At 45.0% G+C, this 15,519-nt stretch carries 14 protein-coding genes, 1 tRNA gene and 1 pseudogene; 5 read left to right on the forward strand and 11 right to left on the reverse strand.

Annotated features, from left to right (window positions below; genetic code table 11):
• On the forward strand, positions 1-121 hold a 121-nt coding region (locus VGN67_RS24570), incomplete at its 5' end, for a transposase (RefSeq protein ID WP_414717289.1).
• Positions 122-461: 340 nt separating this feature from the next.
• Here the strand turns inward: VGN67_RS24570 and VGN67_RS14140 are convergent.
• The 3 genes from VGN67_RS14140 to VGN67_RS14150 all read right to left on the reverse strand — a co-directional run bounded on the left by VGN67_RS14140 (position 462) and on the right by VGN67_RS14150 (position 2,341).
• On the reverse strand, positions 462-806 hold the full coding sequence (locus VGN67_RS14140; protein ID WP_327487506.1) for a carboxymuconolactone decarboxylase family protein: 345 nt from the start codon (positions 804-806) through the stop codon (positions 462-464).
• Positions 807-950: 144 nt separating this feature from the next.
• The gene (locus tag VGN67_RS14145; protein ID WP_327487507.1) at positions 951-1,760 is read right to left on the reverse strand and encodes a hypothetical protein; all 810 of its coding nucleotides are present in this window, start codon (positions 1,758-1,760) and stop codon (positions 951-953) included.
• Positions 1,761-2,002: 242 nt separating this feature from the next.
• Positions 2,003-2,341: a nuclear transport factor 2 family protein gene (locus VGN67_RS14150; RefSeq protein ID WP_327487508.1), complete on the reverse strand. Its 339-nt coding sequence runs from the start codon at positions 2,339-2,341 to the stop codon at positions 2,003-2,005.
• 916 nt (positions 2,342-3,257) lie between these two features.
• Here VGN67_RS14150 and VGN67_RS14155 point away from each other — a divergent pair.
• Both VGN67_RS14155 and VGN67_RS14160 read left to right on the forward strand, forming a co-directional pair.
• Positions 3,258-4,994: a PQQ-dependent sugar dehydrogenase gene (locus VGN67_RS14155; protein WP_327487509.1), complete on the forward strand. Its 1,737-nt coding sequence runs from the start codon at positions 3,258-3,260 to the stop codon at positions 4,992-4,994.
• A 334-nt stretch (positions 4,995-5,328) separates the two neighbouring features.
• The gene (locus VGN67_RS14160) at positions 5,329-6,990 is read left to right on the forward strand and encodes a hypothetical protein (RefSeq protein ID WP_327487510.1); all 1,662 of its coding nucleotides are present in this window, start codon (positions 5,329-5,331) and stop codon (positions 6,988-6,990) included.
• Between the two features lie 12 nt (positions 6,991-7,002).
• On the opposite strand, the gene VGN67_RS14165 is transcribed toward VGN67_RS14160, so the two are convergent.
• The 3 genes and pseudogenes from VGN67_RS14165 to VGN67_RS24450 all read right to left on the reverse strand — a co-directional run.
• A complete protein-coding gene (locus VGN67_RS14165; RefSeq protein WP_327487511.1) occupies positions 7,003-8,169 on the reverse strand; it encodes a PKD domain-containing protein in 1,167 nt (388 codons plus the stop codon).
• Positions 8,166-9,101, reverse strand: coding sequence for an amidohydrolase family protein (locus tag VGN67_RS14170; protein ID WP_327487512.1), 936 nt, complete (start codon positions 9,099-9,101; stop codon positions 8,166-8,168). Before VGN67_RS14170 ends, VGN67_RS14165 begins: the two co-directional genes overlap by 4 nt.
• Positions 9,102-9,263: 162 nt before the next feature.
• Positions 9,264-9,813: pseudogene (locus VGN67_RS24450) on the reverse strand (recombinase family protein); the annotation flags it as partial.
• A 300-nt stretch (positions 9,814-10,113) separates the two neighbouring features.
• Between VGN67_RS24450 and VGN67_RS14180 the strand changes: the two are divergent.
• Both VGN67_RS14180 and VGN67_RS14185 read left to right on the forward strand, forming a co-directional pair.
• Entirely contained in the window at positions 10,114-10,881 is a 768-nt protein-coding gene (locus VGN67_RS14180; protein ID WP_327487513.1) for an IS5 family transposase, read from the forward strand.
• Positions 10,882-11,246: 365 nt separating this feature from the next.
• Positions 11,247-11,447, forward strand: coding sequence for a hypothetical protein (locus tag VGN67_RS14185; RefSeq protein ID WP_327487514.1), 201 nt, complete (start codon positions 11,247-11,249; stop codon positions 11,445-11,447).
• Between the two features lie 194 nt (positions 11,448-11,641).
• On the opposite strand, the gene VGN67_RS14190 is transcribed toward VGN67_RS14185, so the two are convergent.
• The 5 genes from VGN67_RS14190 to VGN67_RS14210 form a co-directional block, all read right to left on the reverse strand.
• Positions 11,642-11,728: transfer RNA gene (locus tag VGN67_RS14190), tRNA-Ser, on the reverse strand.
• 49 nt (positions 11,729-11,777) lie between these two features.
• Positions 11,778-12,851: an asparaginase gene (locus tag VGN67_RS14195; protein ID WP_327487515.1), complete on the reverse strand. Its 1,074-nt coding sequence runs from the start codon at positions 12,849-12,851 to the stop codon at positions 11,778-11,780.
• A gap of 40 nt (positions 12,852-12,891) precedes the next feature.
• Positions 12,892-13,665 carry a TatD family hydrolase gene (locus VGN67_RS14200; protein WP_327487516.1) on the reverse strand — a complete coding sequence of 258 codons (774 nt, stop codon included), beginning with the start codon at positions 13,663-13,665 and terminating at the stop codon, positions 12,892-12,894.
• Positions 13,666-13,833: 168 nt separating this feature from the next.
• Entirely contained in the window at positions 13,834-14,826 is a 993-nt protein-coding gene (locus VGN67_RS14205; protein ID WP_327487517.1) for a glycosyltransferase, read from the reverse strand.
• Between the two features lie 50 nt (positions 14,827-14,876).
• Positions 14,877-15,500 carry a polysaccharide deacetylase family protein gene (locus VGN67_RS14210; protein ID WP_327487518.1) on the reverse strand — a complete coding sequence of 208 codons (624 nt, stop codon included), beginning with the start codon at positions 15,498-15,500 and terminating at the stop codon, positions 14,877-14,879.
• Positions 15,501-15,519 lie beyond the last annotated feature (19 nt).

Here is a 15,519-nt window from a genome sequence, read left to right on the forward strand (position 1 = left end):
ATTTGGATGGCTCAATTTCAGACGCCGACTGGCTAAGGATTATGAGAAAACCGTAGAATCTTCTGAGGCCATGATACAAATCGCTTTTGCAACCATATTCCTAAATAGAATGCCAAATTAGTTTCCAAAACATAATCTTAGTGTTAGTTTTCTAAGGTCGCTACTGGTAAGAGGTTCAATAACAACCTTAACATATGCCGGTGGGTTTACACCTGTGTAGAGCAAATACATGTTCTAGATATTTCACGAATTTACGTAAATTATAAATAGTTTACAAAAAACGTAAACTATTTATATGCAATATTCTAGGGTAAGCAGACCAAGTCAAGGTATAACAAAGTCAGGACGAGGCAGGTTAAAAGAGCCCGCAGAAGAAGCGTTTTGTTACAATGACTACCCAATCACCAGGCTGGCTCACCGTGGTGAATGGGTAGGCGTGGGATGTATTAAAAATTGATACCTTATTTGCTGGCTGAACTGGCTTCCTCAAAAAGACGCATCGCCATCAGACCGGTTCCTACCGCCCCTCCCGCCCGGAGCGCAGCCGCAATGAAAACCGTTTCGGCAATTTCTTCCCGCGTAGCACCAGCCTGTACAGCATTGTTAATATGGGATTCGATACAATAGGCGCACTGAGTAGTCAGGGCTACAGCTACCGACATTAACTCCCGATACTTAATGGGAATCACTCCATCGGTTCGTTCGGCTGTATGCTTAAGGTTCATGAAGGCAGAGGCCTCTTTGGGAGCCGCATTCAGTAGGGCGTTGGTATACGCACGATCTTTGGGTGTTTGATATTCGGACATAAGGGTTAATAAAAACGGGTTAACAATCAGTAGCACCATGAACAAGAGGAATTAAGCCTTTTGTTGCCAGGCAAACGCGGGTACGAAAGTACGAAATTTGCTTGTATAGCAGCCAAAGAGTTGCTTTGGGAAAGTCCTATACTATCAATATTTTTTGTCAGTAAATGTATGCCAATCTATTTCAAAATCACTTTCAGAGACTCCAAGTACTTTGTCAAAATCCCCATACGATTTAATGAAATCGCCTAATTTATCCTTGCCATATGTACTAACAAAATAGTCAATAATTGTGTATCCAATCGTATAAATTTGATTACTGTTGTTAAGTTCCTGCAAAGTCGGCCTGTTTTTCATACCATACTTTACACTAACTTTATTTACCATACCAGCCTCATAATCACTAAGTGCTTCCCAGAGCCATTGTGGGTATTTTTTCTGAAATTTTTCTTCAAAAGCTTTGTCAAAGTCACCCAGTCTCTCCTGTGCAGTTTTAGAAAGTGCATCTTGAATTAAAATATTTAATTGTACACAATGAGTAAATTCGTGGACTGCCACCTTGCTCATGTCTTGCGGAAAAACACTATTATACCAAGTGTCGTATTTCAAATGGAATGTCAAAGGTCCACGACTAGTTCCGTTTGCTTTGCTATTAATTAACCCAGTCGCCTTATTAAAATCTTCTTGTGAAGAATGGATGTAAACAGATATTCTATCGTGTTTAGGGTCCTGCAATTCCTCCCTGATCCTGTCGTAGTTTGCTTCTAATGCTTCTGAAATGTCCTTTCCCTCGCTTTCAAGAATACCACTATATCGTACAACAAAATTTTGTGTTGTTATTTCTTGATTGTCAGCCACAACCCTTATTTCTCTAATTATCATTGATGAAAAATAAATTAGCGCTAAACTCCCGACGGCAACCAGAGACCATTTAAAAACATTTCTTATTTTTTTCATTATTTATCCAAAAGTTTATGTTATAGTTTTATGTATGGTCCTGTTTTGCCAGTTAGTGACTTTGTGCATATAGGGCATTCTAGTACCGAAGCTGATTAGAATATTCTAATATTTGTTTTTGCACAAATGCTTCATAGAGTTCCCATCAGCCCCGCTTGCATAAAACCCTTGTTAGCGGATCGTCGCTTTTCTCGTGTCCCAGTTGTTCTTTGGTAATTAAATTTGAAATCCACTTCCTGCGATTATTTCCACGAATTATTAAATAATTTCCATACTCTTAAGTATTTAAATTTGCCATCGATAATTTGTCCGTCATATTTTGCTTTCAAATTAACTGTGACAGCAACAGCAGATATATCTTCAATTGTACTTATCGTCCGGTCGGTTGTAGAAATATCGTAAATGGTCATAATGCCTGAACGATAATTCTCAATGTCCATTGCTTTGGTAATTGTTTGTCCTGTTGGAATATTAAAAATTATACTGTCGTGTAAAAGTTCGTCCAGAACCTTGATGTCACCAATTTTTATTGCTTCTAAAAGTCTGTTTTCACAATCCACTATCTGCTCTTCCTGTGTCATAATTTGTTGAGTCAATAAGTTTTTATTGTCCAATTAAATGTCGCTTTAAAATGACCGCTAATATCCATCGGTATGCCGCTGTACCGGGATTGGTGGTTCGTCAGCTTAAATTTAGTGCTAAAGTTCAATAGAATTAAAAAGTCCAGCACTTATTCGTCAGCCGGTATAGTGGCAAACCCCTGTCGAACTAAACCTTCGGCAGCTTTTCATACGTTGAAAGTAATTACCCTGAGAAGTAAAATCAAACTAACGATAGCTATGGTGACGAAAAAAATCTTTGGAAGGAGTAAGGTGGAACAAGTACCTGAACCGGGCCTGCTGTGAGGTGGCCGGTTTTGAAGGTGTATTACGCTGAAACAGCCTTACACTTATTTCGTCGTAATTGTACCATTATAATACGCAAGGACGGTAGAGATCAGGCACTTACAATAACCTTTAGAATGTGTTTGGAAATTTTGTTTTGCCTCTTGGGTTGATTCGTTGCAGCATAATCTGAATATTTGCTAAAAGTAGCCATCCAACCGAACCAGGCGCCCGGAGGCGGCAAGAACAAAATGTTAGTGCTCAATAATGTCCGGAACAAGTCGCACCGGTGCCCCGGTTGTACATCGTGTTTTTGCCTGCGTACGTCAGGATAGAAATTATGATGAAATTTATAGCGTTTCATTTGCATAGATCAAAGAAGTCGGTCCGATTTTGTCTTGATTTGGGAAGTATCCGCTAATGTTGGCTAACAGGTGCGTAACATACAGTAGTTCGACTTTGGTCGACCACTGAGGCAGGTATTCTGCGCCCCTCTTTTTAGAATGTCCAGCAGGGTGGAGGCTAGCCTCCTCAACCTGGTATTTGCTGTGATATTCTTGAAGACAGTAAATCAATTTGAAAAACAACTTTAAACAACTTCCAATAAAGTAAAATGAATTTATCGAAAGCCTATTTTTTTGAACTGATATGCATTTTCATAGCGAGTGCCTTCCTCTACGGCTCTGTTCAAAAATCAAACCTCCCGGCAGGCAATGTTGACGATGGCGGTCTTTTCCTGCCCGACGGCTTCGAAGCGTTGGTTGTGGCAGACCATATTGGCCGTGCCAGACATCTGGCCGTGAATGAAAATGGGGACATTTATGTGAAACTTACTTACGCGAAGCAAGACTCCGGAAATGTTGCTATCCGTGACAGCAACAACGACGGTAAGGCTGACATTATAGCCTATTTTGGAGATTACAAAGCGGAGAGCGGTTATGGCCCAACGGGCATGAAAATTTACAATGGCCATATTTATTTTAGTACCAAAGGCGCTGTATACAGGCAGAAATTAACGCCGGGAAAACTAGTACCCGAAAGCAAGATAGAACTTGTACTTACAGACAATTATAAAACGGAACATATTGGCAAATCGCTTGCTTTTGACGACGATGGACACATGTATGTCAATTTTGGGTCAATAAGTAATAATTGTCAGATAGATAACAGAATTCCCGAAAGCCCAGGTCAATATCCGTGCGCTGAACTTACTGAACATGCCGGCATATGGAGATTTGCTGCTAATAAACTAGATCAAACACAAAAAGACGGAGTTCGGTATGCCACCGGACTTCGAGACGGGATAGCCATGGACTGGAATCATGCAACCAATACTCTATTCGCCGTAGAACACGGCAGAGACGGACTGCACCAAACATGGCCATCACTGTATTCAGAATGGGAAAGTGCCATGCTGCCTTCTGAGGAATTTTTTGAAGTGAAAGAGGGAATGAATGGTGGGTGGCCTTACTATTATTACGACCAACTGCAGAATAAAAAAGTGGTGTCTCCTGAATACCGTGGTGTCGATTTAACAAAAGAAGTGGATAAGCCCGCCAATCCTATTATGGGCTTTCCGGGACATTGGGCCCCGAATGATCTTTTCTTTTATACCGGCAACCAATTTCCTGACCATTATAAAAATGGCGCTTTTATAGCTTTTATTGGATCAAGTAATCGAGCCCCGTACCCACAATCAGGTTTTTTTGTTGGTTTTGTTCCTTTCAAAAATGGGGCGCCGTCAGGCTCCTGGGAAGTATTTGCTGATGGATTTGCTGAGAAAGAAACGATTGTGAGTTCATCCGAAGCGGCTCATCGCCCAATGGGAATAGCCATGGGTCCTGATGGCTCCTTATACATAAGTGATGCTGTCACAGGAAAGGTATGGCGAATCATGTACAAGGGAAGTAAAGAAAGTTTTGGAACGAATCAGTTGACAAAAATGGAAGAGCGTAAAATGCTAACCCACCTCAGGACTCCTGATAAAATCAAAGATAACCTTACCAAAGGTGTGGCGGACGAAGGGCAGAAAATTTATAATGTTTATTGCATTTCATGCCATCAGAAAGATGGCATGGGAGACGGGAGTCGTTATCCCCCACTGGGGCAATCGGAATGGGTAACCGGAGATAAAAATAGGCTAATAACCGTATTATTAAATGGTTTGAAAGAGCCAATTACCGTAAATGGGAAGCACTTCAATGGCGAGATGCCCAAATATGATTTTTTGAGTGATGCTGATATTTCAAAAGTAACCTCCTACATCAGAATGAATTTCAAAAATAACGCAAGCGCCATCCACGAAAAGGAAGTAGCTTCTGTAAGGGGTAAAATAAAGGGCAAAAAATAGGGACAGAAATCATTTAAACACAAGGACAATCATGTTTAAATTTTCAAATGAAATGAAAAATATAATCGGAGGGTTCTTTATCATACTCGTTCTTCTGCCACAGCTTCTACAAGCCCAGAATAGGGTTCAGGGACAAAAATTTATCGTTGAACCACCAACCCTTGAAAATTTGGGGTTCGAATGGTATATCGCTGGTGACGACAACCGGAATGCTACGGTAAAAGTTGAATATCGAATCGCAGGAACGGGCAACGCATGGAAAAAGGGGATGCCTCTCCTTAGGCTTGGGGGGGAACATATTGAAAGAGCGGGAATCGATTATACCGTTCCCCACATGTTCGCTGGAAGTATTCTGGACGTCAATCCCGATACCAGGTATGAGGCCCGCTTTACCCTGGAAGATCCCGATGGGGTCGAAGGGGAGGCGGTTAAAGTAGTCAGTGTTTCCACACGGGCCGAGCCTGTGGCTGCCCGTGGAGGAAGGGTGAGACACGTTTATTCCCAATATTATACGGGTGTGAAAGAAGAGCCGAATTATCCGGGGCTGGTTTCTGCTTATGGCGGTTCTGATAACACAAAGGGAGACTGGAATGTGGTGGCCGAAGATGTAGTGCAACCTGGTGATATTATTAAAATACACGGAGGACTGTATCAGGGGGTACTTCTCAACTACCCTGATTGGCACAACATACCCTTCGATGGAACGTATTTTTTCACGGCAAAAGGTACGGCGGAACGCCCCATTGTGATCGAGGCAGCGGGGGATGGTGAAGTCATCTTTGATGGAGCTGGCGCCGCTATTCTATTCAATGTCATGGCCACCGAACATCATATTTTTCAGGGGCTTACCTTTAGAAATGCCGGCCGGGTTTTCGATGCCGGCCGGAAACGTTTGGCGGGAGCAAGTGATTTGACTATTCGGAACTGTCGTTTTGAGAGTGTTGGAGAGGGGGTCGTGACGGAATTCGCCGGTTCAAAAAACTTCCTTATCCAGGATAACGTCCTCCTTGGTCGCGATGATCGAAACAGATTGTACGGTTGGAACGCTCACCGCGAGGGCCTGATCCCCTACGGGACGCACCTATTGGATTCTTACTATGGTATCAAAGTGTATGGTTCCGGCCACGTAATCGCTCACAATTCCATTGCATTCTTCCACGATGCCATTGGTGTATCGACTTACGGGACTCCGGAAAAGGAACAGGAATTGAAAGCGGTGTCGATCGATATTTACAACAACGACCTGCACCTCCTGGTCGATGATTTTATCGAAGCAGACGGGAGTGTACACAATGTACGCGTCATGCGGAATAGGGGTGTAAATGCGGCCGAGAATGGAATAAGCGCCCAACCCGTATTTGGTGGCCCCGCCTACTATATCAGGAACATCCTCTATAATGTACCACAGGGAGGAGCGCTCAAAATTCACGGGGGAGTTCCGGGTCTTACCGCTTATCATAACACGTTCATTTCGGAAAGCAATGCTGGTTCCAAATACCCAAATTCCAACTACCGGAATAATTTGATTCTTGGTACGGATGGGCCGGTAAACGTGGCGGCTTTCCCCTTTACCACTGCCTATTCGGTAGCTGACTACAACGGATATCGGCCCAATAGAGGGCCTGAAAGTCCGGAAAATCAATTTAGCTGGTTAGCACCTGATGGGAAGGTAGCTGGCTTTAAGACATTAAAGAGTTTTAACGAAGCGAGTGGTCTTGAAGCACACGGTATAACGGTAGATTACGATATTTTTGAGAATCTTCAAAAACCGATCGTACCATCGGTAGGAAGTATTCCTGGTCCCGTTTACCACGCCGTAGATCTTAATTTCAAACTTAATCCCAGGGGGAAAGCGGTAGATACTGGCGTTATCATTCCGAACGTGAATGATGGCTATAGCGGAAAAGCACCGGATTTGGGGGCACTCGAAGTAGGGAGTCCGGCTGTGATTTACGGAGCGCGCGGCCTTGATCCAGCTCATGAGTTCTACCGCTGATCAGGTATTGCCCTACCGTATCATCACTTCCCAATATCGGGTACGTTTGGAACTGCCTTGGGGCCCTTCGACCTTTAGGGTAATGACTGTTCGCACCCCTTTATTCTTAAATCGATAAATCGGATTTTGTTCCGTCGAGCTATCGCCATTGCCGAAATCCCAGGTCCATTTATCGACCGTTCCAATGGATTCATCTTTGAAGGCCACTATTCCCTTTTCCTCGTCCACCACCCTGAACGTCCACGCTGCTTTAATGGGCTCCAAAAATTCTTTTTCTAACGGCATCAGTTGAAAGGCACATAGATACGAGGCGTTATTGACCATTTTGGTGTTGTGGGCGAGATTGATGTGGCCTTCCCTTTTTCCCCCGTCAAAATCTAATATCGACCAGGCGAGGCCGATGACTTTATTTTCCCTTAGTTGCGATTCCACGGCCTTTTGCGGTCCTTCGTAAGGAGCGTAGTCAAAGGGGGTGATCCAACCTTCCAACCTCAAAGTACCGCTTTCCCCGTGTTTAAAATGATAATCATAGGCATAGTTTGCGTGGGGAAACTCAGAAATCCATGATTGGCTCCCCCACACCAATACCCAGGCATTGTTTACGGGCGGCGTATAAATATGGTAGTTCTGGGCATGCACGCCACTAAAATTAAAGTGGTTTTCGATATAGGAAGCGGTCTGAGGTTGCCACTTTATCTGCTCAGGATCATATAAGGGGTTTTGAATAAAAGGGCCGCCCGAAAGATCGCCATCGACTACGAGCTCAAATATATCGTTCAGATATCCCTCGGGATTGAAGCGTTCGAAATCCCAAAAATCGTCGTAGGCCTCGTACATAAAATAAATACGGTTCAGGCCTTTGACCCAGCCGATCGTCACTTTTACATCGAGGTCTTTAGGGTCGATGTCGCTGCCCATCCCGTCTTCGGTATCGCTTAATTGATCCGTACCATAGGTATATTTTTCGGGCACGATGGCCCAATCGCTTTTGTCTCCGTCGATGCGTGGCATTTGATTTCTGGGGAATTGAAAAATCTGAAAGACTTTCCCATTTCTTGCCGTTTTATAGGTCGGGGTGGACTGGCCGTTTGCCATCGATATATTGAACAACAAATAGCCAAGGAAAAACAGCCAGGCCCTATTACCTTCCCGAAAATTTAAGTCGCTTTTGTTTTTCATAGCCTGTAAATACGATCAGCATTTTTGTGGTATATTTTGTGGAGTTCTTCGTCGGAAAATTGTCCCGTAATTTTTTCAAAAGCCCTAGACCAGCTTTGGTAGGACCCAGCCTTCAGTACCACGGGCCAATCCCCGGCGAAGACCAAACGATCCATCCCGAACTTTTCAATGACATATAGGATGTAGGGTTTGATTTTCTCGACTGACCAATCCTGCCCGAAACGGGTGATGATGCCCGAAATTTTACAATTTACGTTGGGCAGTTCCGCCAATTTCGCTATACCGTTCTGCCATAGCGTGGTATCTGCCTCGCCTACGTTCGGATTGCCCAGGTGATCCAGGATAAAAGTTGTATCAGGAAATTTTTTGGCCAGCTCAACCGCTTCGTCCATCAAGGGTGGAGAGAGCAATAGGTCGAAACTCAGCCTATGGTTGGCCAGGGCCTTGAAGCCTGCCAGGAAATCGCTGGAAGTTGCCGCATTTTTCGGGAAACCGGCCCGTATACCCTTCACCAAAGGGAGCTCACAGAGCTGTTCCAGGGCTTCTTCCGTATCAGGCCCTTGCGAAAGATCCGCCCTGGCCACTATTCCCTTGATTTTTGGTTCGGATAGGGCCAACTGGCTGACGAGGGTAGCTTCCTTAAGACCCAAACCGGCGTCCGTTCCGCTTTCCATAAACACCATTTTTCCGATGTTCGAACTTTTCGTGGCCTCTTTGTAATCCTGTAAATCGAAATTACGGTTGATTGTGGGCGAATTTTTTAACCAACCGTAGGATAGATTATGTAAATCGAATAAATGTACGTGTGTGTCAGTTTTAGGCATTTTCTCTGGTCGGCCATCCCTATTTTCGTAGAACCACATTGCACTGGGAGTACATAGCGCACTTGTTGAAAAACTAAGGAGGTTGTTGGAGAATGTTCTTCTGTTCATGAGTCAATTTAAATTATAAGGGCTTAACTACTCAAATGTGCAATTTTCCCCGCGGATTGCTAAAATGGTTTTATTGAGGCAAGAGTACGGCCACAATCGATTCTGAGTGCTCAGGTTTTCTATTTTTTTTGGTGTAAGCACTACTGGAACGCCACGCAGGCGCAAATATTTATAAAGTGTCATTTTTGAAACGCCAATGGTTTCGGCAATTTCGTCCACGCCTATCTTTTCTTCTTTGTAATACATCTCGGCCAGCATGGATTTCTTCTGTGCTTCGGTGGAAAGCCCGCTCCTTCGACCTCCTTTTCTGGCTCTGGCTGCTTCCAAACCTGCCTTAGTCCTTTCCCGGATCAAGTCCCGCCGGTTCGCCGACGGTCAGCCGCTGCTGTGCGATCAAACTCGGCAATTGATCCAAACATATTCACTATCAGCCGACCCTGGGGTGTGGTCGTGTCAATGGATTCCTTTTTTCAAAATCAACAGCCAGGTTCAACAGGTTTTTCACCGATCGGCCCAAACGATCAAGCTTGTAAATACAAACTACATCTCCCTTCCGAAGTTGGTTAACCATTTTTTCCAGCTCCGAATGATCCGCCTTTAGGCCAGAAACCTTTTCCTGAAAAATGATCTCACATCCAGCTTTTTTGAGTGCGTCCAGTTGGAGTTCCAAATTTTGGTCCCAGGTTGATACCCGTGCGTAGCCAACTAACATTTGTATATCTTTAATCAAGTTTTATGTAAAGAAATTATACTTGATAAGTATACAAGTTTGGTTTACTAAATCGGGTACTTCTCGTCCCTTTTCCTTGCTTTTAATGTAGGTAAGCCCATTGGCTGTGGTCAGGAAAGCTTGCGGGATGGATACTTTTCGCTGGAGGATAGGATCACCCTCTTCGTTCTTTGAAACAAACTTGAAGCCGATCAAGAGTATTTAAGAATATGTTTTGGATTGAATAAAACCAATAAAAGGAGTCAGTCGTTAGCTTGTTGAATCTCACCTCAAACAAGCTAAATGAAAGAGAATTTCTCTGAAATGACTGACTCCTGCTGGCAATTTGTCGAAAAAATAATTGATAACAAAAGAGATCGCCAACATTCCTTGCGCACGATAGTCAATGCCATATTTTGGATCAATAATACTGGCTCCCAGTGGCGGAACATGGAAAGCAAGTACCCTCCCTGGCAGACCGTGTACTACCATTTCCGACAATTCAAGCTGCGCGGAATCTGGGAGGAATTGCTTGACTGCCTTGCCATTGAAGAACGTAAGAGACAGGAACGAGAAGCCACGCCCAGCTTAATGGCTATTGATAGTCAAAGCGTTAAGTCGGTTCAGTTTATTAGTTCAGAAACAGGGATTGATGGCAATAAAAGAATAAACGGACGCAAAAGGACGATTCTGGTTGACACACTTGGTATCCCATGGGCCGTCAAAGTAACCTCTGCTGGAAGCTCCGACAACCAGGCGGGTATCCGGGCTCTTGAAAGCTTGAAAGGCAAGGTGCCTCGCTTACAGAAAATCATTGGCGACCATGGTTATAAGACAACTTTCATCCAACATGCCGACGAGGAGTATGGCTGGAAGATAGAAATTGCACAAAAACCAGAATCGATCCAAGGGTTTGTGCCACAGAAAAACCGCTGGCAGGTCGAAAGATCATTTGGATGGCTCAATTTCAGACGCCGACTGGCTAAGGATTATGAGAAAACCGTAGAATCTTCTGAGGCCATGATACAAATCGCTTTTGCAACCATATTCCTAAATAGAATGCCAAATTAGTTTCCAAAACATAATCTTATATCAGGTAATAAAGGGTAGTAGCCCGTTAATTTATTTTTTCGGGCCAATTCTCCTCCAGAATCTCCGTGCTTTGACAATAAAATCGTATTCTTCAGAACTTAGAATTAATAAGTCAGGTAAAGGGAAAGATTAACCAGGTCCTATACAGGCCGTGCAAGGGGAGGGGTATCAAAGAGGGGAAAACAGGTAATAAAAAGTAGGGCAAATAGTGTGATAGTCAAATAAATACCTTATATTTGATTGCATTTTGCGTCGTACCTTTCAAGGTAACCGGGTCGTCCGCCCGTTTTACTTTTCGAATGCCGATCAGAATCTGGTTCATCAAACTCATCCCAACCACTACCATGTCTGATCTTATCAAACACCCCCTCCTGGAAAAATACATTGATCTTAACACCGTCAATGCCATATTTCCGGATACTGATGCTAACGGGCAGCCCCGTGTCGTGTTTCTGTTATTGAAAAAACGACCGAAAAAAGAGATTCAATGGGAATTTGACAACGAAGAAATACGGAACCATTTCCTGATTCAGATTCAAAAGTAGGGAAACCTTCCTCCCCAACCCATAGGCAGCGGTACCAGTTACCCGTACTGCTTTAAATTGAAATAAATATCGTAAATATCAAAGCCGCTCCTGTGATTAGGAGCGGCTTTTTGCAGAGTTTATCGTTTTGCATTTTGTCCCGCACTTGTCCCGAAAATTAAAAATGCCGTTTCCTGAGCAGGAAACGGCAAAAGCAGAGAGGAAGAGATTCGAACTCTCGATACCGTTACCGGTATACACGCTTTCCAGGCGTGCCCCTTCAACCACTCGGGCACCTCTCTGTGTGGGGTAAGAGGCTGCAAATATAGTGCAAATAGCTATACCTGCAAATCAAATGCTCATTTCGCCCCGAAGGGGAGAAGCGAGCAAATCGCGATGGTGCTGGCTACCAAGGTCTGTACCAAATACATACATCATTTTGGTGATGGCCGCTTCGGCCGTAATATCCGACCCACTTACCACGCCAATCTGCTTAAGGTACTTGCTGGTCTGGTATTGACCCTGCGTAACCCTGCCACCTTCACACTGGGAAACATTGTACAGAATTATGCCCCGATCTATCGCCATCCGGAGCTCTTCCAGAAACCAGTAGTCGGTGGAAGCATTGCCTGCCCCAAAGGTTTCCAGCACAACTCCCTTCAGACCTTCAATATGAAGTATTGAGCTTACCACCTTACGACAAATACCCGGAAACAGCTTCAGAAAGGTAACATTGGCATTAAGTGAGGTATGCAGTTGCAGCTCTTTATCCGGTTCATAGGGTTTAATGTAAGGAAGGTTGTATTCAATCCTTACGCCGGCGGTAGCCAGGGTGGGGTAGTTTTGGGAATGAAAAGCGTTAAAGTCGGAGCTTTCCTGCTTTCGGGCCCGGTTGCCTCTTAGTAGTACTGAATTAAAATAAATACAAACCTCCGAAATTACCGGCTGGCCCGCTTCATCAGTAGCCGCGGCTATTTCCAAAGCCGTAATGAAATTTTCCCGGGCGTCGGAACGGGCCACCCCAATGGGTAACTGAGCACCGGTCAAAATTACGGGTTTGTTCAGGTTTTCCAGAAGAAAGCTCAGGGCGGAGGCTGTATAAGCCATGGTATCGGTACCGTGCAGAATTACAAAGCTGTCGTACTGCGCATAGTGGTTAGAAATTATGCCGGCTATTTCTATCCATATCTGCGGTTTCATGTTAGACGAATCCAAAGGCTCCGAAAGGGTCAGGAAGGTAATCTCAAAATCGAGCCGTCGTATTTCAGGTACCTTATCAATGACTTGTTCGAAGTCAAAAGGTACCAGCTGACGGCCTTTGGTCTCGTACATCATTCCTAAGGTACCTCCGGTATAGATTACCAGCACGGAAGCCCGCGGAGGCTCGGGCGAAATAGGATTTATGTATACTTTCTTATATTCCATTTTCAGGTAAAATCACTTCAAAGGGAGAAATGGCCAATGACTACCGGGCCAGGCTGGAGGTAGTGAGTAAACTGGCGTTGCGGGTAGTTGCCTCTAGTACTACCGCTTTCGGGAGCTGCATAAGGTCTGCCACCCGCTGGGCCACCAGATCCAGGTAGGATGGTTCGTTGCGTTTGCCCCGGTAGGGAACGGGTGCCAGATAAGGGCTATCGGTTTCAAGGACCAGGTGTTCCAGGTCCACGAATGGAAGTACCTTGTCCAGCCCACCGTTTTTGAAGGTACTTACGCCACCAATGCCCAGTTTAAAACCCAGTTCGATGGCCTTGTTGGCTTCTTCGAGGGTGCCCACAAAGCAGTGGAAAATACCGGTTAGTTCCGGGTCGGCAAATTTTTCCAGAAGGGCCACCGTTTCCCAGAATGCATTACGACTGTGAATGTCTATCCAGAGGTTATGGGAGCGCGCCAGACCGCACTGTACCAGAAAGGCTTCTTCCTGTTGCTCACGAAATGAAGTGTCCCAGTATAGGTCAAGGCCAATTTCACCAACCGCCAGAAAGGGGTACCTGGACAGCCAGTCTTCCACAATCTGCAATTCTTTCTCAAAATCTTTCCCGACATAGCACGGGTGAAGCCCCATCATGGGCAGGCAACGCTGCGGGTACTCCCGGGCCAGTTTCATCATACCGTCGATGGTATGCTGGTCACAATTGGGCATCCAGATTTGTTCAATCCCCGCCTTCCACGCCCTTTCCAGCATTTCGGGGCGGTCGTCGGCAAATTGGTCATCATATAGGTGGGCGTGCGTTTCAATCATGGGTAAAATTAGGTAGTAGTCCGGGTAACATTGGCTTGCTGTAAGACTTACGGAGTCAATTCTATTTTTTTGAAATAAACGGTAAATCTTATTTTTTAGAAGAGTTGAAAACGCCCAATTGCATTCGGCTACAACTCTTTTAAGTACTTCTTTGCCGTTACTTTTTAGCTAGTACTTCCTTCCTTTCCAGACCGTAGGGTTGGGCAGGTAGTAGTTTACCAGCATGCAGGTATAGTTAATCATGGTATAAAACCAGAACAACGGTACTGCTTTCCACAGATCCCGCTGCTGGATAATGGCTACGGTAACAGCGGCACCCAGCGTAACGTGTCCATAATGAAACAGCGCGATTCCTGCACTCAGACCGGGATTCCAAAAGGCTAGTACTAACAGAAACGGCAGAAAGAGGGCAGTAACAAACGAAACGCTTTTGAGCAGCCACGGTAGCTTCATCGCCCCAACCATCCAACGTTTCCTTTGAATCATCAGTTCTTGGTAGCTCTGCAAAGGTTCGGAACGGGCCAGTACGCCCTTGTCAAAGGCCTGAACGAAGCCAAAATCCGCTTTGATAATGGCCATAAAAAGGCTGAAATCTTCCACAATGGAAAAGCCAATTTTTTCATAGCCCCCTACCTTTTGGTACGCTTCCCTCGTTACAGCCATGTTATTGCCCATACCCGTAATTGGAATTTTAAACAGGGAAAGCATACGGACGCCCCCCATGGTAAAAAGCCACTCGAGCGATTGGAGGTCGGCGAAAATGCCTTCCGGACGCATGCGGGTTACGCCCACCACTATGCCGGTATTGGGCTTGAAGTGCTGGAGAAGGTTCGTAACCCAGTGGTTGGGTACGGTAATATCCGCATCACAAAATAAAAGGTATTGGCCCCGGGCGTGGCGGGCCAGCTGGGCCAGTACATTAGCCTTGGCCTTAAGACCGGCGACTTCCTGTTCAATGAGAAAATAACGAAAATGAGGTTTGTCAGCAATAAAGGTTTTAATAATTCGGGCCGTTTCGTCCGTAGACTGGTCATCTCCCACCAGAACTTCCAGCCGATGGGCTGGAAAATCCAGGTCAGACAAAGCCTGTAAGCAACGTTCAATGTTTGCTTCTTCGTTTCGGGCTGCAACCAGAATACTTACTTTACTATTTTCTTCCAAAGCCTTTACGTAATCTTTTTCCCAAGCTACAGTAAAAATTATTCCAAAACTCAGTCCATGGGAAGTGGTTCAAAACTAAAACCGGCTTCTGAAAAATGCTGCAATACCCGCGGGAGGGCAAATTGCATGTTGGTTCGGGCTTTCAGGCTATCGTGAAAAAGTACCACCGAACCAGCCCGACCATGTCTGATAGTTTGGCGGAGGCAGGTGTCAGGGCTTATATTCCTGGAAAAATCACCACTGAGTACGTCCCACATCACCACCTGCTTAGTAAAGGTCACTACCCGCGCCTGGCTCCTTTTTATCCGGCCGTAGGGAGGGCGGAAAAGGTTGGTAGGTTGCCCAAGCTGTGCCGTGCATTGCTCAATATTAGCCAGGTAGTCTGCGTCGGGCGTTTGCCAACCATTCAAATGATTAAACGTGTGATTTCCCACCGAATGACCCGCCGAAAGTAGTTTTTGGTAAATGGCGGGATGTTTTTTTACATTATCACCAATACAAAAAAACGTGGCCCCGGCACTATATTCCGCCAGTGTCTCCATTACAAACTCGGTCACGTCCGGGATGGGGCCATCATCAAAAGTCAGAAAGAGTTTTTTTTCCTGCGTAGGTACCCGCCAGAGAAATCTGGGATAAAGCGCCCGGAGCCAAAACGGCGAATAATGTAAGAACATCAGCAAGAACAATTGAATG

The organism is Telluribacter sp. (assembly GCF_035998675.1).
In the GTDB taxonomy this organism is placed as follows: Bacteria; Bacteroidota; Bacteroidia; order Cytophagales; family Spirosomataceae; genus Telluribacter.